Here is a 23,022-nt window from a genome sequence, read left to right on the forward strand (position 1 = left end):
AATACGTTACCCTACGGCCGGCAGCATGCCGCTGGCGATGCCCAGTTGGATGGCGATCACCGTTACCCCACAGACAAACACCAGCGCCAGCGCAGGGGTGCCGCCCCAGACGCGATATTGTGCCTGATGCTTTTGGCGAGTTTTCCACACCAGCAGCGAAGGCAGCAGCAGCGCCAGCACCGACAGGGCGATGGCGGCGAAACCCAGCGCCAGCACGAAACCGCGCGGGTAGAACAGCGCGAAGGCCAGCGGCGGCAGGAAGGTGATGGCGCCGGTTTGCAGGCGGCCACGCACGTTATCTTGACGCTTGAACAGGTCGGCCAGGAAATCGAACAGCCCGAGCGCGACGCCGAGGAACGAGGTCGCCAGCGCCAGATCGGCGAACAGGTGCACCGCCAGTTCAACGTGCGGTGAAGCTACTGCATCACGCACCGCCTGCAACAGGCCGTTTAGCCCGGCCTGCTGAGCCAGGATGCCGACGAAGGTGTCGGAGCTGATGCTGCCCAACGTCGCCAGCTGCCAGAAGATATAGGCGATCAGTGGGATCGCGCTGCCGATGATAAACACCCAACGCAGTTTGCGAATGTTGCCGCCCATGTAGTTGACGATGCTCGGCACGCTGCCGTGGAAGCCGAAGGAGGTGAAGATCACCGGAATGGCCGACAGCGCCAGGCCTTGCTCCAGCGGCAACGTCATCAGATTGGTCTGGTGGATATTCGGCAACATCAGGCCGAGCATCACTACCAGAAACACCACTTTGGCGCTGAACAGGATGCGGTTGAACAAATCGACCGAGTGGGTGCCGATGCACACCACGCCGCCGGCCACCAGGGTGAACAGCAGGACGCCGAGCGACACCGGGAAGTCCTGCGACGTCCATTGGCTGATGCTGGTGGCGAGCAATTCGCCGGCGCCGCTGATATAGGCGGCGGTGAGGGCGTACATCAGGAACATCATGCTAAAGCTGGTCAGCCACTGGCCACCGCCGCCGAGATAACGTTTGGCGAGCGTGCCCAGACCGGTATCCGCCTGCTCATGCTGGTAAACCTCCACCAGCAACAGCGCGGTGTAACACATCAACAGCCACAGTCCGACCAGTAAGGCCAGCGTGACGCCGAAACCGACGCCGGCTGCCGCCAGCGGCATCGCCAGCATCCCGGCGCCAATAGTGGTGCCCGCCACGATAAAAACACTGCCAAGAGTGCGATTCTTCACGTTTTTTCTCTACCAGCCGAAAGATTTTGAAAATTATAGGTAACGATTTATGAGGATGGCAGGATAGTGGAAGCCCTAATTTGTGTCAAACCGACGTTACGCATGATGTACATTAATATTTACATTTCGCAGGCCTGCATCGCACATGAGAAACGGACCCATGGCTGAAATTATCCGCAGGCGGCTAGTGAAAAGTTATTTACGGGCTTCTATAGTGGAATGACCAAAAAATGTGGGAGAGATCAATGTTAAGGGTAGAGATGCTCAGTACCGGCGATGAGGTGCTGCACGGGCAAATTATTGATACCAACGCCGCCTGGCTGGCGGACTACCTGTTCCAGCAGGGGCTGCCGATGAGCGGGCGTGAAACGGTCGGAGACAGCCTCTCTGCGTTGATCGAGATCCTGCAGGAACGAAGCCATATCGCCGATGTGCTGATCGTCAACGGCGGCCTGGGGCCGACCAGCGACGATCTCAGCGCGCTGGCCGCGGCGAAAGCCTGTGGCGTAGAGCTGGTCGAACGGGCCGACTGGCTGGCGCGCATGGAAGCCTATTTCACCGAGCGTGGGCGGCCGATGGCTCCTTCCAATCGCAAGCAGGCGCAGATCCCGGCCAACGCGGAAATGCTGGATAACCCGGTGGGCACCGCCTGCGGTTTCGCATTGCAGCTGAACAAATGTCAGATGTTCTTCACTCCCGGTGTACCGTCGGAATTCAAAGTGATGGTCGAACAGCAGATCGTGCCGCGCCTGCGCCAGCGCTTCACCTTACCGGCGCCGCCGCTATGCCTGCGCCTGACGACGTTTGGCACTTCCGAGAGCGATCTGGCCGCCGAGCTGGATGGCATGCCGCTGCCGCCGGAAGTGGTGCTGGGTTACCGCTCATCCAGCCCGATTATCGAACTGAAGCTGACCGGGCCGGAAAGCCGGCGTGCGGAAATGGAGCAGGCATGGCGGCGCGTGCGCGAAGTGGCGGGGGACAACTGCATTTTTGAAGGCACTGTCGGGTTGCCGGCGTTGTTGACGCAGCGGCTGAGTCAGCAAGGGCTGAAGCTGGCGTTGAGCGAGCAATTCAGCGGCGGGTTGATCAATCTGCAGCTGCAAAGCGAGGGTGCACCGCTGGCGGGGGGCGAGCTGCTGCCGGCGCACTGTATCGAAACGCTGGAAACGACGCTGGCCCGCGCCCGCTCGCTGGCGGAGTTGACCGGTGCGCCGTTGGCGTTGGCGGTCAGCGCCATGCACGATGAGCAGGTGAGCATTGCGCTGCACACGCCGCGCGGCGGTATTGGCCAGACCGTGCGTTATCGTGCGTCGCGCCACGGCCTGCGGCTGCGTCAGGAGTCGGTGGCGATGCTGGCGCTGGATATGCTGCGCCGCTGGCTGAATGGGGGCCAGGCGTGCGGTAAAAACGCCTGGCTGGAGGTAGTGGAAATTATCGAGTGACGGTCATGGCGCCGAGTTGCCGGCGTCACGGCTTTGCTGCAGCCGTTCGGACGCCAGCCGTGACAGGCGTATCGCCGCGGCACCCCGCACGTGCAGTTCCAGACCGTAGTCCCTGAGCGCCTGCGCGGCGCTGCCGGCTTGCGCCAGATGCGTCGCCAGGCTGGCGGCGTCCGCCAGCGCGGTGTTGGCGCCAAGCCCGCCCGCTGGGCTCATGGCGTGCACGGCGTCGCCGAGAAAGGCGATGCGTTCGCTGTGCCACACCGGCATCGCCTTCGTGACCTGCACCGTCCGCACGCTGAGCGACAGGGGATCCGCCAGCGCTAACGCCGTTTGCAAGGCGGGCGCCCATCCCTGCGAGATATGCCGTACACGCGCCTGCAGCGTTGCGCTTCCCTTCGCCCGTGTCGGCCCGCCGAGCCGTTCAGCCGATCCGATACAGGCCCAATAGAGATAATCGTCGACCGGCGTGAGGCGGCAATCGGGCGCGTAGTCGGCCGCCAGCTGCGCCAAGGGCGCCTGAAAGCGCATCGGTTCAATCACCAGCGATACGCCGTCGGCGAAGATCACCGATACGCCGTTCAGCAGCTCAGGGGCCAATTGGGCCCGGGTTGCCGCATCGAGCGGCGTTTTGCCGTAAAGAGTGACCGTGCCGCTGTCTTCGGGCCCCGCCTCGGGCAGGCAGCGCCGCCGCACCAGCGAGTTGACGCCGTCGGCGGCGATCAGCACATCGACTCGCACTTGCTCGCCGTTGACGAACTGTAGCTCCACGCCCTGCGGCGTTTGTGCAAATTCACGCAAGGTATGGCCGAAACGCACCCGGTCTTGCAGGCCGGCAAGCAGGATCTCGCGCAGCGTTTGGCGCTGAATGCCGAGATCGCCGCTCGGTTCTTGCGTTTGGCGCTGGCTGGACGGCAACCAGTGCTCGGGGCGCCGGCCGGTGAGCGGGGCAAGCTGCGGATCCCATAGATTGCTCTCGCCGCTGTTTTGCGCGCTGCCGGCGCAGAGCAACCGGTAGTGCGCCGGCGGCAGGCAGGCGGCCAGCGCCTGCTGGCCAGACGGATCGATGCGCAGCCGGTAGCCCTGATCGCGCGCTTGCGGCGTGGTGTCGCGTTCAAACACCGTGGCGTGGATGCCGAAGCGGCTCAGCCCCTGAGCCAGACACAGACCGCCGGGCCCGGCGCCGATAATGCCAATGCTGGGTGTTGTCATCATGTTCCCTCGTGAGTCAGTGGCCACAAACGGGAGCGGCCGGAAGCATTTCATTATGTCGGCGCAGGAAAAGGTTGATATAACGGTATCTGGACTAAAAATAGTGATAAGTGGCCAATGTGAACGATAACCCTCACTTCACTGACGCTGACTGCAGCGAATGGCGGGCGGGCCCCTGGCTGATCGCCCTTGGCGGCCGCGACGCGGCAGGCCGGGAGTATCGGTTGGGCACGCGCGAATACGACTGGCATCAGCATGTGCGCGGGCAGTTGCTGTGCGTCGAAAGCGGCTTGTTGCATGTACGCACGGCGCAGGGCGATTGGGTGCTTCCGCCTCAGCGGGCGGGTTGGATCCCACCGGCGACGGAGCACCGGGTGCAGGTCTGCGGCGCACTGAGCGGCTGGAGTTTGCTGCTGGCGCCGGAGGCCTGCCACGATCTGTCGAATGTACCCTGCGTCATCGGCATTAGCGCCGTGCTGCAGGCGCTGGCTCAGCGAGCAGAAGGCTGGGACAAGCGCAGCGCGCTCACCCTGGAGCAGGATCGCATGGCGCAGGTGATGCGGGACGAGATACGTTTGGCGCCGACGGAACCACTGCATTTGCCGATGTCGTCCCATCCGCGCCTGGCCGGCGTTCTGCAGGCCTTGCTGGCGCAGCCGGGGAGCGAGCGTTCGCTGGAGGCGTGGGCTGAATGGGGGGCGATGTCGCCGCGTACCCTGCGGCGGCTGATGATCGGCGAGACGGGGTTGAGTTTTGCACAGTGGCGCCAGCAGGCCCGGTTGTCGTATGCGTTAGCGAAGCTGGCCGAAGGCGAGACGGTGCTGCAGATCGCGGAAACGCTGGGGTATGCCTCGCCGAGCAATTTTATCGCCATGTTTCGTAAAGCTTTCGGCGATTCCCCGGCGCGTTATTTTTCCGCATCGGCAGGCAAGGGGCGCTAAGCGAAATACTTTGAGGATAGTTATATATCCCTAATTAATCATAAGGTTATAGGGGATATTCGCGGCGAGGGAATGCTGTTACTCTCTTGACGGGTGCTTGAGACTGTTCGTCTTGGGCATTGTGTGACAAGGCGGATAGATGAAAGCCCCAAACTGACTCTCAATCAGAATGGGGCTGCCCTAACGCCTAGACACCGTTATGGTAGCCCCTTCACAGCAAGGAGGCAAGCATGCGCTTAAGGCATGTGTTTCACTCGCTAACCGTTGTATGTATTACGGTTTTGTTATTTATCTGGATGATAAGAGACTCGCTGTGCGAGCTGAAAATCTACCAGGAAAATATCACTATCCTGATCAGGTTGGCGTGTGAGGTGAAGCGGTAATCATAGGGCGGGGGCAACCCCGCCTTCTGGTCTCCAGGCGCGGTTTCCGGCACCCGACTTTACATTTCCAGCTCGATATCCGTCAGCGGCATGCAGCAGCAGGGCAGGATCTCGCCGGCGTTGATAAACGCCAGCGGCTGCTGGCGGTAGGTCACTTCACCTTTCACCAGCTTCAGGCGGCAGGCACCGCAATAGCCGGATCGGCACTGATACTCCACCTGCACGTCGTGCAGTTCCAGCACGTCGAGCAGACAGTTTTCACTGTTGGGGCAGGAGAGCTGCGTGCCGGCGGCGCGCAGCGTTACGATTGGCGTCGCCATCGCTTACAGTTCGAAGTCGCTCAGGTCGTCGGCGTTGATCTCCGAGTCGATCTGGCCAACCAGGTAGGAGCTCACTTCCACTTCCTGCGGCGCTACCTGCACGTTGTCGGACACCAACCAGGCATTGATCCATGGGATCGGGTTGGAGCGGGTTTCGAACGGCAGACCAAGGCCGACCGCCTGCATGCGGATATTGGTGATGTATTCCACATACTGGCACAGGATGTCTTTGTTCAGGCCAATCATCGAGCCGTCGCGGAACAGGTATTCCGCCCACTCTTTCTCCTGCTGGGCGGCCAGCACGAACAGATCGTAGCACTGCTGTTGACATTCCTCGGCGATCTCCGCCATTTCCGGATCGTCGGCGCCGGAACGCATCAGGTTCAGCATGTGCTGGGTGCCGGTCAGGTGCAGCGCTTCGTCGCGGGCGATCAGCTTGATGATCTTGGCGTTGCCTTCCATCAGTTCGCGCTCGGCGAACGCGAAGGAGCAGGCAAAGCTGACGTAGAAGCGGATCGCTTCCAGCGCGTTCACGCTCATCAGGCACAGGTACAGCTGCTTCTTCAGCGCGCGCAGATTGACGGTGACGGTTTTACCGTTCACCTGGTGGGTGCCTTCACCCAGCAGGTGATAGTAGCTGGTCATCTCGATCAGATCGTCGTAGTAGCCGGAAATGTCTTTCGCGCGCTTCTTGATCTCTTCATTGGTGACGATGTCGTCGAACACTAACGCCGGATCGTTGACGATGTTGCGGATGATGTGAGTGTAGGAACGGGAGTGGATGGTCTCGGAGAACGACCAGGTTTCCACCCAGGTTTCCAACTCAGGGATCGAGATCAGCGGCAGCAGGGCGACGTTCGGGCTGCGGCCCTGGATGGAGTCCAGCAGCGTCTGATATTTCAGGTTGCTGATGAAGATGTGCTTCTCGTGCTCCGGCAGCGCCTGGTAATCGATACGGTCGCGGGAAACGTCAACTTCTTCCGGGCGCCAGAAGAAGGAGAGCTGTTTTTCGATCAGCTTTTCGAAGATTTCATGCTTTTGCTGGTCGAAACGCGCAACGTTTACCGACTGGCCGAAGAACATCGGCTCTTGCAGCTGGTCGTTTTTGGTCTGAGAAAAAGTGGTGTAAGCCATAAGCCTGAATCCATCGTAACGTGGCTAAATGAAGGGGCCGGAAAATTCCGGCCCGCTAGGTCAAACTTTAGATCTTGCAGGCGCCGCTTTCGCAGTCGTCATCGCCGGCCTTGGCAGGCTGCAAATCTTCCTGGGCGTCTTCCGCACCGTCGCGGGTGTTTTGGTAGTACAGCGTTTTCACGCCGAACTTGTAGGTGGTGAGCAGGTCTTTCAACAGCTGCTTCATCGGCACCTTGCCGCCCGGGAAGCGGGTCGGATCGTAGTTGGTGTTGGCCGAGATCGATTGGTCGATGAATTTCTGCATCAGCCCAACCAGCTGCAGATAGCCGTCGTTGCTCGGCATTTCCCACAGCAGCTCGTAGTTGTCTTTCAGACGCTCATACTCCGGCACCACCTGGCGCAGGATGCCGTCTTTCGACGCCTTGATGCTGATGTGGCCGCGCGGCGGCTCGATGCCGTTGGTGGCGTTGGAAATCTGCGAAGAGGTTTCCGATGGCATCAGGGCGGACAGCGTCGAGTTGCGCAGGCCGGTTTCCTGGATCTCTTTACGCAGGGTTTCCCAGTCGTAGTGCAGCGGCTCGCTGCAGATCGCATCCAGGTCTTTCTTGTAGGTGTCGATCGGCAGGATACCCTGCGAATAAGTGGTTTCGTTGAACCACGGGCAAGCGCCTTGTTCCTGAGCCAGACGGTTGGAGGCTTTCAGCAGGTAGTACTGAATGGCTTCGAACGTTTTGTGGGTCAGGTTGTTGGCGCTGCCGTCGGAATAGCGTACGCCGTTCTTCGCCAGGTAATAAGCGAAGTTGATGACGCCGATGCCCAGGGTGCGGCGACCCATCGCGCCACGGTGCGCAGCCTTGATCGGGTAATCCTGATAATCCAGCAGAGCGTCGAGTGAACGCACCGCCAGGGTCGCCAGCTCTTCCAGGTCGTCCAGGCTGTCGATCGCGCCCAGGTTGAAGGCGGACAGGGTACACAGCGCGATCTCGCCGTTTTCATCGTTGACGTCTTCCAGCGGCTTGGTCGGCAGGGCGATTTCCAAGCACAGGTTGGACTGACGCACCGGCGCGATCTGCGGATCGAACGGGCTGTGGGTGTTGCAGTGGTCGACGTTCTGGATGTAGATACGGCCGGTAGAGGCACGTTCTTGCATCATCAGCGAGAACAGCTCAACCGCTTTCACGCGTTTCTGGCGAATGCTGTCATCTTTCTCGTACTGGGTGTACAGGCGCTCGAATTCGTCCTGATCGGCGAAGAACGCGTCGTACAGCCCCGGCACGTCGGACGGGCTGAACAGGGTGATGTCTTCGCCCTTGATCAGACGCTGGTACATCAGGCGGTTCAACTGCACGCCGTAGTCCATGTGACGCACGCGGTTGCCTTCAACGCCACGGTTGTTTTTCAACACCAGCAGGCTTTCTACTTCCAGGTGCCACATCGGGTAGAACAGCGTTGCCGCGCCACCGCGCACGCCGCCCTGTGAGCAGGATTTGACGGCGGTCTGGAAGTGTTTGTAGAACGGAATGCAGCCGGTATGGAAGGCTTCACCGCCACGGATCGGGCTGCCCAGCGCGCGGATGCGGCCGGCGTTGATGCCGATGCCGGCGCGCTGCGAAACGTATTTCACAATGGCGCTGGAGGTGGCGTTGATGGAGTCCAGGCTGTCGCCGCACTCGATCAGCACGCAGGAGCTGAACTGGCGGGTTGGGGTGCGCACGCCGGACATGATCGGCGTAGGCAGCGAAATCTTGAAGGTGGAAATCGCATCGTAGAAACGTTTGACGTAGTCCAGACGGGTTTCACGCGGGTAGTTGGAGAACAGGCACGCAGACACCAGCAAATACAGGAACTGGGCGCTTTCGTAGATTTCGCCGCTGACGCGGTTCTGCACCAGGTATTTGCCTTCCAGCTGCTTGACGGCGGCATAAGAGAAGTTCATGTCGCGCCAATGATCGATAAAGGAATCCATCTGCTCGAACTCTTCAGCGCTGTAGTCTTCCAGCAGATGCTTATCGTATTTGCCCATCTCGACCATGCGAGTGACGTGGGCGTGCAGCTTCGGTGGCTCAAACTGGCCGTAAGCCTTTTTACGCAGGTGGAAGATCGCCAGGCGAGCGGCCAGGTACTGATAGTCCGGCGCATCGCGGGAGATCAGGTCAGCTGCGGCCTTGATGATGGTTTCGTGAATGTCGGCGGTTTTGATGCCGTCATAAAACTGAATGTGTGAACGCAACTCTACTTGAGAAACCGAGACGTTGTGTAATCCCTCAGCGGCCCAATCGATGACCCGGTGGATTTTGTCGAGATTGATGCGCTCTTTACGGCCATCGCGTTTAGTTACAAGCAGACTTTGGTTCATGTGGTGTTTTACCTGTCCGTATGGTGCCCCTAAGCAGAAGTGTAGTCGCTCTGCTCAGTATGTAAACACTATATATAGGGGTTGTATGTCGGTGAGGTAACAAGATAGTGAGAAAAAACGGCGTTTGCAAGTGAACAAAACCGGCCTAATTTGTGGATAACTTGGGGGTGAAATGCCACTTGCCGTTCGCAGTGCGCGCCGTGACTGGCGCGACAAGCTTGTCAATAAGCACGATCAGATTTTACTGAAAAACTGAAAAAACCGATCGTTTGGCGCTTTATTAAACGTTAGAAAAAAACGGCATATTGATCTGATTTAATATTCTAAAAAACTGTCTACAACCGCTATTTTGATCGAAGTCGCGGAAATTAGGTATTTTTCCTAATACCGCGTTGGCGCCGCCCCCCGGTAATGCAGGGCCGGCGCGGTTTACCGTGCTTAACCTTCGTGCTGGGTGTGCACCATGTAGTTCACGTCAACGTTGCGCCCAAGCTTGAAATGATCGGTGATCGGGTTGTAATGCAGGCCGATCATGTGCTTTTCGCGCAGCGGCGTGCCGTCGACCCAGCCGATCAGTTCGGACGGGCGAATAAACTTCTTATGATCGTGGGTGCCCTGCGGCACCATCTTCAGTACGTACTCGGCGCCGATCACCGCCATCAGCCAGGCTTTGGTATTGCGGTTAATAGTGGAAAAGAACACGTGACCGCCCGGTTTCACCAGATGGGCGCAGGCGCGCACCACCGAGGCCGGATCGGGCACGTGCTCCAGCATCTCCATACAGGTGACCACGTCGTAGCGCTGCGGATTGGCCTGAGCGTGGCTTTCTACGGTTTCCTGCACATAGGTGACGTCCATGCCGCTTTCCAACGCGTGCAGCCGGGCGACCTGCAGCGGCTCTGCGCCCATGTCCAGGCCGGTCACTTTGGCGCCTTCGCGCGCCATGCTTTCCGCCAGAATGCCCCCGCCGCAGCCCACGTCGAGCACCTGCTTGTCAAAGATGCCGCCGGCGCGCTGCATGATGTAGTTCAGGCGCAGCGGGTTGATGCGGTGCAGCGGTTTGAACTCGCCTTCCAGATCCCACCAGCGGGAGGCGACAGCCTCGAACTTGGCGATTTCCTGGTGGTCAACGTTTTGCACTCGGCTGGATGATTCTGCGTTCATGGGCTGGTCTGGCTCCTTGTTCTCGTTGCGCGGATTATACATGTTCCGGCGCGGCATCGTCTGCGCCGATGCGTTTTTAGCGCACTTATCTGCACAATTTCCGTGAAACAGCGGCGGTTATTTTCCCGTAAAGCGTGCTTTGTGATATAGTTTTACACCTTTGCCACTATGGCAGCGGGCAGATGAATCATTAGTAGAGGGATAGCAGCTCCATGAGCGACCTTGCCAGAGAAATCACACCGGTAAACATCGAAGACGAGTTGAAAAACTCGTATCTGGACTATGCGATGTCCGTTATTGTCGGACGTGCGCTGCCAGATGTTCGTGATGGACTGAAGCCGGTTCACCGCCGCGTTCTGTACGCGATGAGCGTATTGGGTAACGACTGGAATAAACCATACAAGAAATCGGCCCGTGTCGTCGGGGACGTGATCGGTAAATATCACCCGCACGGTGACAGCGCGGTTTACGACACTATCGTGCGTATGGCTCAGCCGTTTTCACTGCGCTACATGCTGGTGGACGGTCAGGGTAACTTCGGTTCCGTCGACGGCGACTCCGCCGCGGCGATGCGTTATACCGAAGTGCGCATGTCCAAAATTGCTCACGAACTGTTGGCGGATCTGGAAAAAGAAACCGTCGACTTCGTGCCTAACTATGATGGCACCGAGCAGATCCCGGCCGTCATGCCGACCAAGATCCCGAACCTGCTGGTCAACGGCGCATCGGGCATCGCCGTGGGCATGGCCACCAATATCCCGCCGCACAACCTGGCGGAAGTCGTCAACGGCTGCCTGGCCTATATCGACGATGAAAACATCAGCATTGAAGGGCTGATGGAACACATTCCGGGGCCAGACTTCCCGACGGCGGCGATCATCAACGGCCGCCGCGGTATTGAAGAGGCCTACCGCACCGGGCGTGGTAAAATCTACCTGCGCGCGCGCGCGGAAGTGGAAGCCGACGCCAAGACCGGGCGCGAAACCATCATCGTTCACGAGATCCCGTATCAGGTGAACAAGGCGCGTCTGATCGAGAAGATCGCCGAGCTGGTCAAAGAAAAACGCGTGGAAGGCATCAGCGCGCTGCGCGACGAGTCCGATAAAGACGGCATGCGCATCGTCATCGAAGTCAAACGCGATGCGGTCGGCGAAGTGGTGCTGAATAACCTGTATGCGCTGACACAACTGCAGGTCACCTTCGGCATCAACATGGTTGCGCTGCATCAGGGGCAGCCTAAACTGCTGAACCTGAAAGACATCCTCGAAGCCTTCGTGCGCCACCGCCGCGAAGTGGTCACCCGCCGCACCATCTTCGAACTGCGCAAAGCCCGCGATCGCGCCCATATCCTGGAAGCGCTGGCTATCGCGCTCGCCAACATCGATCCGATCATCGAACTGATTCGCCGTGCGCCGACCCCGGCGGAAGCGAAAGTCGCACTGGTAGCTCAGCCGTGGGATCTGGGCAACGTCAGCGCCATGTTGGAACGCGCCGGTGACGACGCCGCCCGCCCTGAGTGGCTGGAGCCGGAGTTCGGCATCCGCGACGGCAAGTACTACCTGACCGAGCAGCAGGCTCAGGCGATTCTGGATCTGCGTTTGCAGAAACTGACCGGCCTGGAGCACGAAAAGCTGCTGGAAGAATATAAAGAGCTGCTCAACTTCATCGCCGAGCTGATCTTTATTCTGGAAAGCCCAGAGCGCCTGATGGAAGTGATCCGCGAAGAGCTGGTGGCGGTCAAAGAGCTGTACAACGACGGCCGTCGCACCGAGATCACCGCCAATACTTCCGACATCAACATCGAAGACCTGATCAACCAGGAAGACGTGGTGGTGACCCTGTCTCACCAGGGCTACGTGAAGTATCAGCCGCTGTCCGACTATGAAGCCCAGCGCCGCGGCGGCAAAGGCAAGTCCGCCGCGCGTATTAAAGAAGAAGACTTTATCGATCGCCTGCTGGTGGCCAACACCCACGATACGATCCTGTGCTTCTCCAGCCGTGGCCGCCTGTACTGGATGAAGGTGTACCAACTGCCTGAAGCCAGCCGTGGCGCGCGCGGTCGTCCAATCGTCAACCTGCTGCCGCTGGAAGCCGATGAGCGTATCACCGCCATCCTGCCGGTACGCGAGTATGAGGAAGGGCGCCACGTGTTCATGGCCACCGCCAGCGGTACCGTGAAGAAAACCGCGCTGACCGAGTTCAGCCGTCCGCGCAGCGCCGGCATCATCGCCGTCAACCTCAACGAGGGCGACGAGCTGATCGGTGTCGATCTGACCGACGGCAGCAACGAAGTGATGCTGTTCTCCGCCAACGGTAAAGTGGTGCGCTTCCCGGAAGCGCAGGTGCGTTCGATGGGCCGTACCGCGACCGGCGTGCGCGGCATCAACCTCGGCGAAGGCGACAGCGTGATCTCACTGATCGTGCCGCGCGGCGAAGGCGACATTCTGACCGTCACGCAAAACGGCTTCGGTAAACGTACCGCCGTGACCGAGTATCCGACCAAGTCACGTGCCACCCAGGGGGTTATCTCCATCAAGGTGAGCGAGCGTAATGGCCAGGTGGTTGGCGCCGTGCAGGTGGAAACCAGCGACCAGATCATGATGATCACCGATGCCGGCACGCTGGTGCGCACCCGCGTTTCGGAAGTCAGCGTGGTGGGCCGTAACACCCAGGGCGTGACGCTGATCCGCACGGCGGAAGACGAAAACGTCGTCGGTCTGCAGCGCGTGGCCGAACCGGTGGAAGACGAAGAGCTGGATAGCCTGGAACCGGGCGCGGAAGCGGTGGAAGAAGACACCACGCCGCTGGACGATGGCGACGACGCGGCTGAGCCGATGGACGACGACAACGTTTAAAGCAAGGTGAGGGCGTCGGCATGCCGACACCGTAATGCACTGAGACAAAAGGGCCTGGCAGCGATGCTAGGCCCTTTTTCAGTTATATGGTTTAATTGGCGCACCGAGCCGCCGGCCGCCGTGCCGGCGATAGCGTGCGCCGCCACTGACTTTCGTATGGTATCCGATTGAAATACTTAGCCTCTTTTCGAACTACGCTGAAGATATCCCGCTATCTGTTCCGGGTGCTGGCGATTTTGCTGTGGTCGTTGGGAGCGCTGCTCACCACCTTTTATATTCTGAATATCCTGCATCAGAAAGAATCGGACATCCGGCAGGAGTACAACCTCAATTTCGACCAGGCACAGGGCTATATCCGCCATTCCGCCGACATCATCCGCGACATCAAGTATATGGCGGAGAACCGCCTCAACGGGTCGGTCAGCAGCCTGGACATGTTCAGCGGTGTGTTTCCCGGCAAGGGCAGCCCGCCGCAATTCTTTCCGCTGTACCCGGAGTCCAACTGTGCGCTGAGCACCACCTACCGCAGTTCGCTCGATTCACTGAGCGGCCTGATCCAGTATTGGAAAGAGAACTTCGTAGCGGCCTACGATCTCAACCGGGTGTTCTTCATCGGCGGCGACAGCCTGTGTATGGCAGAATTCGGCGGCGGCAATGCGAGTGCCAATCGGGAAAATGTGCTGAAGTCACTGCACGAGCGCATTCTGAAATACCGCAACGCCAAGAATCAGGACAAAGACAACAACCTGTATTGGATCAGCCCCAGCGCGCAGCGGCCGGACGTCGGTTATCTGTATGTACTGACGCCGATCTATATCGGCAACAAGCTGGAGGCGTTGTTGGGCATCGAACAAACCGTTCGGTTGGAGGATTTCGTTACCGCCGGCAACCTGCCGATCGGCGTCACGCTGCTGGATGAGAACAACGAGCCGGTGCTGCGTCTGGCGGACGGCGATCGTTATGCCGCCTCACTTAACAGCTATCCCGTAGAGCACGCGTACTTCGGCTATGTCGACAATTACCGCGACCTGATTCTGAAGAAAGCGCTGCCACCTTCTTCGCTGAGCATCGTCTATGCACTGCCGGTGAAAAGCGTGGTGGAACGCTTCAAAATGCTGATCCTCAACGCGCTGTTGCTGAACCTGTTGTCAGCCATCGTGCTGTTCACGCTGGCGTGGCTGTTTGAGCGCAAGATGTTCCTGCCGGCGGAGGACAACGCGTTTCGCCTGGAAGAGCACGAGCAGTTCAACCGCAAGATCGTCGCCTCGGCGCCGGTGGGTATCTGTATCCTGCGCATCAGCGACGGTACCAATATCCTGAGTAACGAACTGGCGCATAACTACATCAACCTGTTGACCCACGAAGATCGCGATCGCATTACGCGTATCATTTGCGAACAGCAGGCGAATTTCGTCGATGTGATGACCAGCAACAACAACAACCTGCAGATCAGCTTTGTTCACTCGCGCTACCGTAACGAAGAGGTGGCGATTTGCGTGCTGGTGGACGTCAGCGCGCGCGTGAAGATGGAAGAGTCGTTGCAGGAGATGGCGGCGGCGGCGGAGCAGGCCAGCCAGTCCAAATCGATGTTCCTGGCTACCGTCAGCCATGAGCTGCGCACGCCGCTGTACGGCATTATCGGCAACCTCGATCTGCTGCAAACCAAGGCGTTGCCGCAAGGGGTCGATCGGCTGGTCAATGCGATGAACAACTCTTCCGGCCTGCTGCTGAAAATCATCAGCGATATTCTCGACTTCTCCAAAATCGAGTCCGAGCAGCTGAAGATCGAACCGCGCGAGTTCTCCTGCCTGGAGGTGATCACCCATATCGCCGGCAACTATTTGCCGCTGGTGGTCAAGAAACGTCTGGGGCTGTACTGCTTTATCGAACAGAACGTGCCGGAGCGCATCTTCGGCGATCCGGTGCGGTTACAGCAGGTGCTCTCCAATTTGGTGAACAACGCCATCAAGTTCACCGATACCGGCTGTATCGTGCTGCAGGTCTGCACCCGCGGCAGCTACCTGGAGTTCAGCGTGCGCGATACCGGCGTCGGTATTCCGGAGAAAGAGGTCTCGCGCCTGTTCGACCCGTTCTTCCAGGTGGGGACCGGTGTTCAGCGCCACTTCCAGGGAACCGGTTTGGGGCTGGCGATCTGCGAAAAATTGGTCAACCTGATGGACGGCGATGTCTCTGTCGAGTCCGAACCGGGGTTGGGCAGCTTGTTCAGCATTCGCATTCCGCTGTTCAACGCCCAGTTCCCGATCCCGCAGGCCAGCGATACCTGGCAGGGCCGGCGGCTGTGGCTAGATATCCGCAATCAGCGGCTGGAAAGCTACCTGATGGCGATCCTGGGCGGTTACGGCGCCGATATCCAACGCTATGACGGGCAGGAGACCGCTGCCGGTGAGGTGCTGCTCAGCGATTACCCGCTGATGCTGGACACGCCGCTGCTGGCTCAGATCCAATTCTCCACCGAGCATATCGGCCCGTCGCAGGAAACCCGGCCAGGCTATTGGATGCACAGCACCTCCACGCCGCGTGAAACGTTGACCTTGCTCAACCGGTTGTTTGGCGTCGGCGGCGGCGCGGCAGAGGGGCTGGTGCAGCTGCCGGTGCCCGCCAAGGCCAGCGCGGCGGACAACGGCGATATTCATCTGCTGGTGGTCGACGATCATCCGATCAACCGTCGCCTGTTGTCCGATCAGCTGGGGTCGCTGGGGTATCAGGTGGTGACCGCCAACGACGGCGTCGACGCGCTCGGCGTACTGAAACAGCATCACGTCGATATTGTGCTGACCGACGTCAATATGCCGAACATGGACGGTTATCGCCTGACGCAGGAACTGCGACAGATGCAGTTCAGCGCACCGGTAATCGGCGTGACGGCGAACGCGCTGGCGGAAGAGAAGCAGCGCTGTCTCGAGGCGGGCATGGATAATTGCCTGTCGAAACCGGTTACGCTGGAGACGCTGGAACAGACGCTGGCTTACTACAGTCAACAGGTGCGCTACAGCCGCAGCGAGGCCTGAAAAGCAAACAGGCACGGCGGATGCCGTGCCTGTTTGGCGTTCACCTGCCGTGAGGCGGGCTTTAGTCTTTGTCCAACGGCGTCATGCTGACGGACGAGAGATAGTTGAGCAGGGCGATGTCGTTCTCGACGCCCAGCTTCATCATCGCCGATTTTTTCTGGCTGCTGATGGTTTTGATGCTGCGGTTGAGCTTCTTAGCGATTTCGGTCACCAGGAAACCTTCGGCGAACAGACGCAGCACTTCGCTTTCTTTCGGCGACAGGCGTTTGTCGCCATAGCCGCTGGCGCTGATTTTTTCCAGCAGTTTAGAGACGCTTTCCGGCGTGAACTTCTTGCCTTTCTGCAGGGCGGCCAGCGCCTTCGGCAGATCGGTCGGCGCGCCTTGTTTCAGCACGATGCCTTCGATATCCAGATCCAATACCGCGCTCAGGATCGCCGGGTTGTTGTTCATGGTCAGCACGATGATCGACAACTGCGGATAGTGACGCTTGATGTACTTAATCAGCGTGATGCCGTCGCCATACTTGTCACCCGGCATCGACAGATCGGTGATCAGCACGTTGGCGTCCAGCTTGGACAGATTGTTGATCAGTGCGGTTGAGTCTTCGAACTCCCCAACGACATTCACCCATTCAATTTGCTCAAGTGACTTCCGGATGCCAAACAGTACGATAGGATGGTCATCAGCAATAATTACGTTCAGGTTATTCATGTTGTTGGCTACCTTGCTTCAGCAGTCTGCTGACGAAAAAATCAATCTGACTGATGTTATTCTCGATCTCGGGCGCATCACCTTCTGCGATACGCTGTTCTAACGATTCGCACAGCTGCTTGCCGGGAAGCAGATTTAACATGGCAAACACGCCTTTCAGGCGGTGTGCGGTTTGTGACAGCGCATTGAAATCACTGCTGCCCGCCTCAGTATACAGTTTTTTGACATCGTCGGGTACTGTATCGACAAACAGCCCATAGTAATCACTTGATTTCAATTGTTTTTCATAGAGTTGGATATCTTCTGAACTCAATGAAAGCGGGCTTTCTTCCTGTTCCAGCGCGGCCATTTGCTGTTCGATCAGCATCAGCACGGCGTCGATTAATGCGCCGTTCAGGTTGTAGTTCACCCGAATGTAGCGTTTATCCAGCGCTTGCCAACCCGGCTCATCGGTCGCCAGCAGCAGGGTGTAGTCATCGGCCCGCTGCGGGTTATCCGTCAGCAGCACGTCATAATCGCGATTGACCGCGCGATCTTCGGCGACGAGACAGTCGGCGCCGTAGGCCTGCAACAGGCGGGTCACGATGCCGCGCACTTCATCCGACGTGACGTCCAGCAGGGCGGTGACGCCGTCGAGCAGCTTTTCCTGCTCCTGCGGTTCTTTTTTCTCCATCTCCATGGCGACGCGAATGGTGTAGCGAGTGCCGATATCCACCTTGCTGCGAATGTCCAACTGGCCGTTAAGCTTCTTGCACAGCTGATTGCACAGGAAGAAGGTGAGGCCGGAACCGTGGTTGAAGCGGTCCACCAGCGTCTGGCTGAGGAACGGATAGTTGAGGTTGCTGATCTCTTCGTTGGAGATGCCGGAGCCGGTGTCGTTGATTTGGAAAATCAGGCGGTCAGGGTGCTCGGGCTCATGGTCGATGACCAGAGAAATCTTGCCGCAGGCGGTAGTGATAATGGCGTAATGCACCAGCAGCGAGATCACCTTGCGCAGCGCGTTGGCGTCGCCGATATAGTTCTGCTCGACGTCCAGCTGGAAATGCTTGAACAGCGCCAGCCCCTTTTGATTGAGGGCAGGCAGGGCCTCCAGCAGTAACTCGTCGATCAGCGCCGTTGGGTTGAACGGCTCGCGTGTGGGTTGCCAGTCCTGGGTTTCCAGCCGGGTCAGCAGGGTGATGTTATCGATCAACTCCAGTACCGAAGCCGACGCCGTCGTCAGCTGGCCCAGCAGCGCCTGCTGTTGTTCCTCATCCGGCCGGTTGTGCAGGCGGTCGACCAGATCGTGCATCTGACGTACCGGCTGATTCAGCTCGATGCCCAGATTGTGCAGCATCAGTTTGCGCGCCTGAACGTTTTTGTCGTATTCGCGCCGCGCCTGCTGCAGCCGCTTGTTCACCATCACCTCTTTATCCTGATCGTTCATCAGGAACAGGTAGGTGTCCGGTGAGAGCTGGCTGCGGAAAATGCGAATTTCATACACCTCGTTGTTGACCGTCGCCTGGATCACTCCGTGATGCTGTTCGGCCATATGGGCGATCTTTTGCAGGCTGAGATGCGGCAGCAGGTGTTCGGCGATTTTGTTGCTGGCGATCACCGTATTGTTGGCGAAGCTGTAGACCAGCAGGCCGGAGGGCAGGCTGGAGACGATCTCCCGATTCAGCGCGCGCTCGGCCTCCAGTTCCACTGCCATGTTTTCGCTCGGGCGAATGTACTGGCGGCGGATAAAGTAGATGCTCAGCATCGACAGCGCCAGCAGCAGCAAGTTGACTGCGATCAGCCAGATGTTGTTGCGCAGCAGATCGATGGCCAGATTGATAGCCGAAACGCGATACACCACCTTCAGCGGCGCATTGGGCAGGGCGGCGCTGAACTCCACCCAGCCCCCGCTCATCGTTGCATGGGTACCGAGGACGGTTTCCGACGGGATGGTGCTGTCGTCGAGATCGACATCATCCGGCAGCAGCAGGAAATTGGCGCGGGCCAGATTGGCCGGAATGATGTCGTTGATCGGCAAATCAAAGGCGATCACCGTCGCCAGATGCCCCGGCTGATTAAAGGTGGTGCGAATCGAAAACGAATAGGCGTTCTGGAAGCGTTGCTTGCGCAGATCGGAAAAACTCTCGCGTTCGTCGAGCATATTGGCCTGCTGCAGCATCTCGGCGCGGCGTTCGTCCGCCGAGGTGGTCAGGTAGCTTTCCCGAAAGCGCGAAGCCAGCTCTTTGAGCGGCTGGGTAGTGATCAGGCTGAGGCTGTTGTCCTGACCATTGAGGTAATACATGGCGTAGTTCTCGGTCTTGGCGCCCCAGCGGGTATCCAGGTAGTCCGAGATGTTGGCGATCATCGCCAGCGTGTTCTCGTCATGGCTGCCGAAGATCACCGCGTCGGTTTTCTTGTGCGGTTTCTCGACATAATAGACGTCGGGCCGCAGGCGGGTTTCCTGCAAACCGGGATCGACATTCTGCGCCGGCGCATTGCCGAATTTGTCATAGACCTGATAGGTCATATAGCGGTAGGTATCGATACGCTTTTGCAGCGAACCGGCGATGCTATTGAGCGTGTATTTCTTTTCCGCCAGCCAGGCATTGGTGTAGTTGTAGCCATACAGACCGATGCCGATCGTCAGCAGCACGATAAACAGCAGGAAGCAGCGGGTAATGTTGCTGGAGCTGATGGTCAGTTGTTTATTTTGCATAGTGGCTGCGCATTCCTGAATCAGCGAGTGACGGCCCTGGCGCTGGCGGTCACCGCCAACAGCAGAGCGGCTACGCAGGCGAAGGCCACCGTCAGGTTGGAAAACTGAGCGATGAAGCCGATCAGCGCCGGGCCGGCCAGAATACCGGCATAGCCGACGGTGGTGACGGAAGCGATCGCCAAATTGGCCGGCATGTCGCGCTGGTTGCCTGCGGCGCTGAACAGGATCGGCACGACGTTCGAGGCGCCCAGGCCGACCAACATGAAACCGGCCAGCGAAACGGTGGCGTGATTGAAGGCGATGGCCAGACCCAGGCCGAAAGCGGCACACAGGCTGCCCAGCAGCAGCACCCGGTAGCGGCCCAGCGAGTTCACCACCCGATCGCCATTGAGGCGGCCGAGCGTCATGGTGATGGAAAACAGCGCATAGCCCAGACCGGCCTGGCTGTGTTCGACACCGCGCAACGTGGTGAGGAACAGCGCGCTCCAGTCGAGCATCGATCCTTCCGCCAGAAACATGATAAAGCACAGAATGCCGATGAACATCACCCAACCGCGCGGCAAGACGAACATCGGCCCGCCGTCGTCGGCGCCGCTCTCACGCAGCAGATGGCGGCTGGCAAGCGCCAGCAGGACTATCACCGCTAGCACGGTGAGCAGGGTGGATTGCAGCGGTGTCAGCCCCAACCACAGCAACGCGCTGACGCCGCCGGCGCCGGCAATGCCGCCGATGCTGAAGAAACCGTGAAAGCCGGACATCATCGCCTTGCCGCTGGCGCGTTCGACGATCACCGCCTGAACGTTCATCGCTACGTCGATCATGCCGATTGCCGCACCGAATAGCAGCAGCGCTACGGCCATGCCGCCGAGGGAATCCATCAGTGCCAACAGCGGCAGATCAATACACAATCCCAGACCCGCCATCAGGATCACCGCGCGGCAGCCCAGTTTGCCGGTCAGGAAACCGGTCAGCGGCATCGCCAACAAGGAGCCGGCGCCGATACAGAGCAGCAACAGGCCGAGCGAACCGTCATCGATACCGATGCGCGCTTTGGCGAAGGGGACCAGCGGCGCCCAGGCGGCCATGCCGAGACCGGCGACGAAAAAGGCCAGACGGGTGGCGATCTGTTGAGGAATGCCGGGCGTTTGCTGTTCATTGCACAAGGTAGCTGTCATGTAAGCGTCAGGATCTTGGGTCAAAAGAATGGTGAAAGTTACTGACAGTTTTTATCACAATCCGCGATCCGGATCGAAAATATTCGCGCCTGACATCTCCCTGGCACCGCCTCTGCGCACCAGCCACAGCGCGATAGCTTGGACAATATACTCCTTTTGCTGCTCGTTCAGTGCGACGCCTTGCGGTATGCCGTGCCACTTTTCCAGACAGCTGCGGCAGCAGGTAGCGGTGGCATGCTGGGCGACGAACACCGGGTGGCCGCGCATCGGTGTTTGCTTGCCGTCATTCTTAGGATGGGCGGCGGCCAGGCGGCGGTCGATAAAATCGCGGGCATGGCTGAGTATCAGCGGCAATCCCTTGCCGTCGAGATAAGTCTGGTCTTTGGCATTTAAACGGAAGCGAGCGCGGAAGGGGGAGGTTTGTAGCCGCCGCCACAGCACGTCGGGTTGAAAGGGCATCATGAATTTTACTCGCTGGAGGTGCATTTTTTTCAGGTTATCAGAATTGAAACTCTGCGGCTAATTGTGCCTGTGGCGGGAAATAATCGGTGGGATAAAGCACGAAATGAAAAGTAATTTCAATTTGTAGACTAAAATAAGGGAAAAGATTAGCAATTAGTGCGAAAGTAAATTAATGAAACTATATCATTAAGTTATTTATTTGCGTGCTATTTGTACGAGTCGGAATTGTGAGGAGAGTATGGAGAAAAATAAAAAACCGGCCAGAAGCCGGTTAAAGGAGTGCAGAAATTATCCTCGGATCTCGGATAATGAAGGTAATAATGAAAATAATGATGATAGCGAGGTGATTATAGCGGCTGCGTGCGGACGGCGTTTTGGCACAATGTGCTTATTGTCTGGCTCAATTGTATGGTTGGCTTTTTTTTCTTAAAGATATGTATAACTACATGATTTTTTATCAATTAATCTATTCTTTGTCTTTAAGTGCTTTATTTTGTTTGTCTGTAATGTTTTGTGAAAGTTCGCGCGTATTTACATTTGGAAACCTTTATTAATTACACTGAAACACTATCGGATACTTGGTATCATTTTCTTTCTGGATTAATATAACCCTTGTTACCAGAATGGTAATGCACAGTCGTGCTAATAATGCTCGAAAAGGGCAGTGGCCGTAGCTCGACATAATTAACGAGGATAATAACGATGAAACTTCGAGTACTCTCTCTGATGGTACCCGCACTGCTGGTTGCAGGCACAGCAGGCGCGGCGGAAATCTACAACAAAGACGGTAATAAACTGGATTTGTACGGTAAAGTCGACGGTCTTCACTATTTCTCCAGCAACAACGGCGTGGACGGCGATCAGTCTTATATGCGTTTTGGCCTGCGCGGCGAAACGCAAATCAGCGATCAGCTGACCGGTTACGGCCAGTGGGAATATCAGGCGAACCTGAATCACGCTGAAAGCCAGGACAACAAGAACTTCACCCGTTACGGCTTCGCCGGTCTGAAATTCGGCGACTATGGCTCCTTCGACTACGGCCGTAACACCGGCGTGCTGTACGACGTCGCGGCGTATACCGACTTGCAGCCTGAGTTCGACGGTATGACCTACGGCGCCGACCAGTTCATGTTCCAGCGCTCCAGCGGCCTGGCGACCTACCGTAACAACGACTTCTTCGGTCTGGTTGACGGCCTGAACTTCGCCCTGCAGTACCAGGGTAAAAACGGCAACGGCGAAGAGACCAACAACGGTCGTGACGTTCTGGGTCAAAACGGCGAAGGCTACGGTATGTCCATGAGCTATGACATGGGCTACGGCATCAGCGCCGCAGGTGCCTTCTTCAACTCGCGTCGTACCAGCGAGCAGAACGGCGGTAACGGTCATCAGAACATCATGGGTCGCGGCGACAAGGCCGAAGGGTACTCCGGCGGTCTGAAATATGACGCCAACGACGTCTACCTGGCGGTGATGTTCACCCAGTCCTACAATGCGGCGCGTTTCGGTAGTTCTGACAGCAGCGTTTATGGCTACGCCAACAAGGCGCAGAGCTTCGAAGCCTACGCGCACTACCAGTTCGACTTCGGTCTGCGTCCGTTCGTGGGTTATAACCAGACCAAAGGTAAAGACCTGGGCCGCGCCGGCAACGGCAAGGACTACGGCGATCAAGATCTGGTCAAATTCGTCGACCTGGGTGCGACCTACTTCTTCAACAAAAACATGTCCACCTATGTTGATTACAAAATCAACCTGGTGGACAACAACGACTTCACCGACGCTGCCGGTATCAACACCGACAACGTGGTTGCCGTGGGCCTGGTTTACCAGTTCTAAGCACCTCAGTGTGAACGTCATCGCGCGGCCTTCGGGCCGCGTTTTTTTTGCCTGTAAGCCGGTAAAAAAGCACGGATTGATCCGCTATCGGCACGGG

16 protein-coding genes are annotated in these 23,022 nt (G+C 58.2%); 6 read left to right on the plus strand and 10 right to left on the minus strand.

Annotation, left to right across the window (positions count from 1 at the left end):
- Positions 1-6 precede the first annotated feature (6 nt).
- Positions 7-1,215: a tyrosine transporter TyrP gene (tyrP, locus tag ACJ8J5_RS01100; RefSeq protein ID WP_004935940.1), complete on the minus strand. Its 1,209-nt coding sequence runs from the start codon at positions 1,213-1,215 to the stop codon at positions 7-9.
- Positions 1,216-1,460: 245 nt separating this feature from the next.
- On the opposite strand from tyrP, the gene ACJ8J5_RS01105 reads away from it, so the two are divergent.
- Complete coding sequence (locus ACJ8J5_RS01105) at positions 1,461-2,657, plus strand: nicotinamide mononucleotide deamidase-related protein YfaY (RefSeq protein WP_414105076.1); 1,197 nt, start codon at positions 1,461-1,463, stop codon at positions 2,655-2,657.
- A 3-nt stretch (positions 2,658-2,660) separates the two neighbouring features.
- On the opposite strand, the gene ACJ8J5_RS01110 is transcribed toward ACJ8J5_RS01105, so the two are convergent.
- A complete protein-coding gene (locus ACJ8J5_RS01110; RefSeq protein WP_238476127.1) occupies positions 2,661-3,869 on the minus strand; it encodes an FAD-dependent oxidoreductase in 1,209 nt (402 codons plus the stop codon).
- A gap of 116 nt (positions 3,870-3,985) precedes the next feature.
- Here ACJ8J5_RS01110 and ACJ8J5_RS01115 point away from each other — a divergent pair, with 116 nt between their 5' ends.
- Together ACJ8J5_RS01115 and ACJ8J5_RS01120 are read left to right on the plus strand one after the other, a co-directional pair.
- Entirely contained in the window at positions 3,986-4,807 is an 822-nt protein-coding gene (locus ACJ8J5_RS01115) for an AraC family transcriptional regulator (protein ID WP_043136550.1), read from the plus strand.
- A 230-nt stretch (positions 4,808-5,037) separates the two neighbouring features.
- Positions 5,038-5,190, plus strand: coding sequence for a Hok/Gef family protein (locus ACJ8J5_RS01120; RefSeq protein WP_004935921.1), 153 nt, complete (start codon positions 5,038-5,040; stop codon positions 5,188-5,190).
- Positions 5,191-5,249: 59 nt separating this feature from the next.
- Here ACJ8J5_RS01120 and yfaE read toward each other — a convergent pair whose 3' ends face one another.
- From yfaE to ubiG, 4 genes are all read right to left on the minus strand, one after another.
- Positions 5,250-5,510 carry a class I ribonucleotide reductase maintenance protein YfaE gene (gene yfaE / locus ACJ8J5_RS01125; protein ID WP_025303642.1) on the minus strand — a complete coding sequence of 87 codons (261 nt, stop codon included), beginning with the start codon at positions 5,508-5,510 and terminating at the stop codon, positions 5,250-5,252.
- A 3-nt stretch (positions 5,511-5,513) separates the two neighbouring features.
- Entirely contained in the window at positions 5,514-6,644 is a 1,131-nt protein-coding gene (gene nrdB / locus ACJ8J5_RS01130; RefSeq protein WP_019453694.1) for a class Ia ribonucleoside-diphosphate reductase subunit beta, read from the minus strand.
- A gap of 67 nt (positions 6,645-6,711) precedes the next feature.
- The gene (gene nrdA / locus ACJ8J5_RS01135; protein ID WP_025303641.1) at positions 6,712-9,000 is read right to left on the minus strand and encodes a class 1a ribonucleoside-diphosphate reductase subunit alpha; all 2,289 of its coding nucleotides are present in this window, start codon (positions 8,998-9,000) and stop codon (positions 6,712-6,714) included.
- Between the two features lie 438 nt (positions 9,001-9,438).
- Positions 9,439-10,164: a bifunctional 2-polyprenyl-6-hydroxyphenol methylase/3-demethylubiquinol 3-O-methyltransferase UbiG gene (gene ubiG / locus ACJ8J5_RS01140; RefSeq protein WP_025303640.1), complete on the minus strand. Its 726-nt coding sequence runs from the start codon at positions 10,162-10,164 to the stop codon at positions 9,439-9,441.
- Positions 10,165-10,376: 212 nt separating this feature from the next.
- On the opposite strand from ubiG, the gene gyrA reads away from it, so the two are divergent.
- Positions 10,377-13,019, plus strand: coding sequence for a DNA topoisomerase (ATP-hydrolyzing) subunit A (gene gyrA, locus ACJ8J5_RS01145; protein ID WP_049203668.1), 2,643 nt, complete (start codon positions 10,377-10,379; stop codon positions 13,017-13,019).
- 167 nt (positions 13,020-13,186) lie between these two features.
- Complete coding sequence (gene rcsC, locus ACJ8J5_RS01150) at positions 13,187-16,048, plus strand: two-component system sensor histidine kinase RcsC (RefSeq protein WP_025303638.1); 2,862 nt, start codon at positions 13,187-13,189, stop codon at positions 16,046-16,048.
- Positions 16,049-16,109: 61 nt separating this feature from the next.
- Here rcsC and rcsB read toward each other — a convergent pair whose 3' ends face one another.
- The 4 genes from rcsB to ACJ8J5_RS01170 are packed head-to-tail and all read right to left on the minus strand — an operon-like array spanning position 16,110 to position 21,092.
- Positions 16,110-16,760, minus strand: a complete 651-nt coding sequence (gene rcsB / locus ACJ8J5_RS01155; RefSeq protein ID WP_004935900.1) for a response regulator transcription factor RcsB — start codon at positions 16,758-16,760, stop codon at positions 16,110-16,112.
- A complete protein-coding gene (rcsD, locus tag ACJ8J5_RS01160; protein ID WP_049207299.1) occupies positions 16,753-19,455 on the minus strand; it encodes a phosphotransferase RcsD in 2,703 nt (900 codons plus the stop codon). The genes rcsB and rcsD overlap by 8 nt, the downstream gene beginning before the upstream one ends.
- Positions 19,456-19,475: 20 nt before the next feature.
- Positions 19,476-20,630: an MFS transporter gene (locus ACJ8J5_RS01165; RefSeq protein WP_049294881.1), complete on the minus strand. Its 1,155-nt coding sequence runs from the start codon at positions 20,628-20,630 to the stop codon at positions 19,476-19,478.
- A 54-nt stretch (positions 20,631-20,684) separates the two neighbouring features.
- Positions 20,685-21,092, minus strand: a complete 408-nt coding sequence (locus ACJ8J5_RS01170) for a DUF4186 domain-containing protein (RefSeq protein WP_062826730.1) — start codon at positions 21,090-21,092, stop codon at positions 20,685-20,687.
- A 702-nt stretch (positions 21,093-21,794) separates the two neighbouring features.
- Between ACJ8J5_RS01170 and ompC the strand changes: the two genes are divergently transcribed.
- The gene (gene ompC, locus ACJ8J5_RS01175) at positions 21,795-22,925 is read left to right on the plus strand and encodes a porin OmpC (protein ID WP_025303634.1); all 1,131 of its coding nucleotides are present in this window, start codon (positions 21,795-21,797) and stop codon (positions 22,923-22,925) included.
- Positions 22,926-23,022 lie beyond the last annotated feature (97 nt).

The sequence above is a fragment of the Serratia sp. CY43202 genome (assembly GCF_052168755.1).
Classification (GTDB): Bacteria; Pseudomonadota; Gammaproteobacteria; order Enterobacterales; family Enterobacteriaceae; genus Serratia; species Serratia bockelmannii.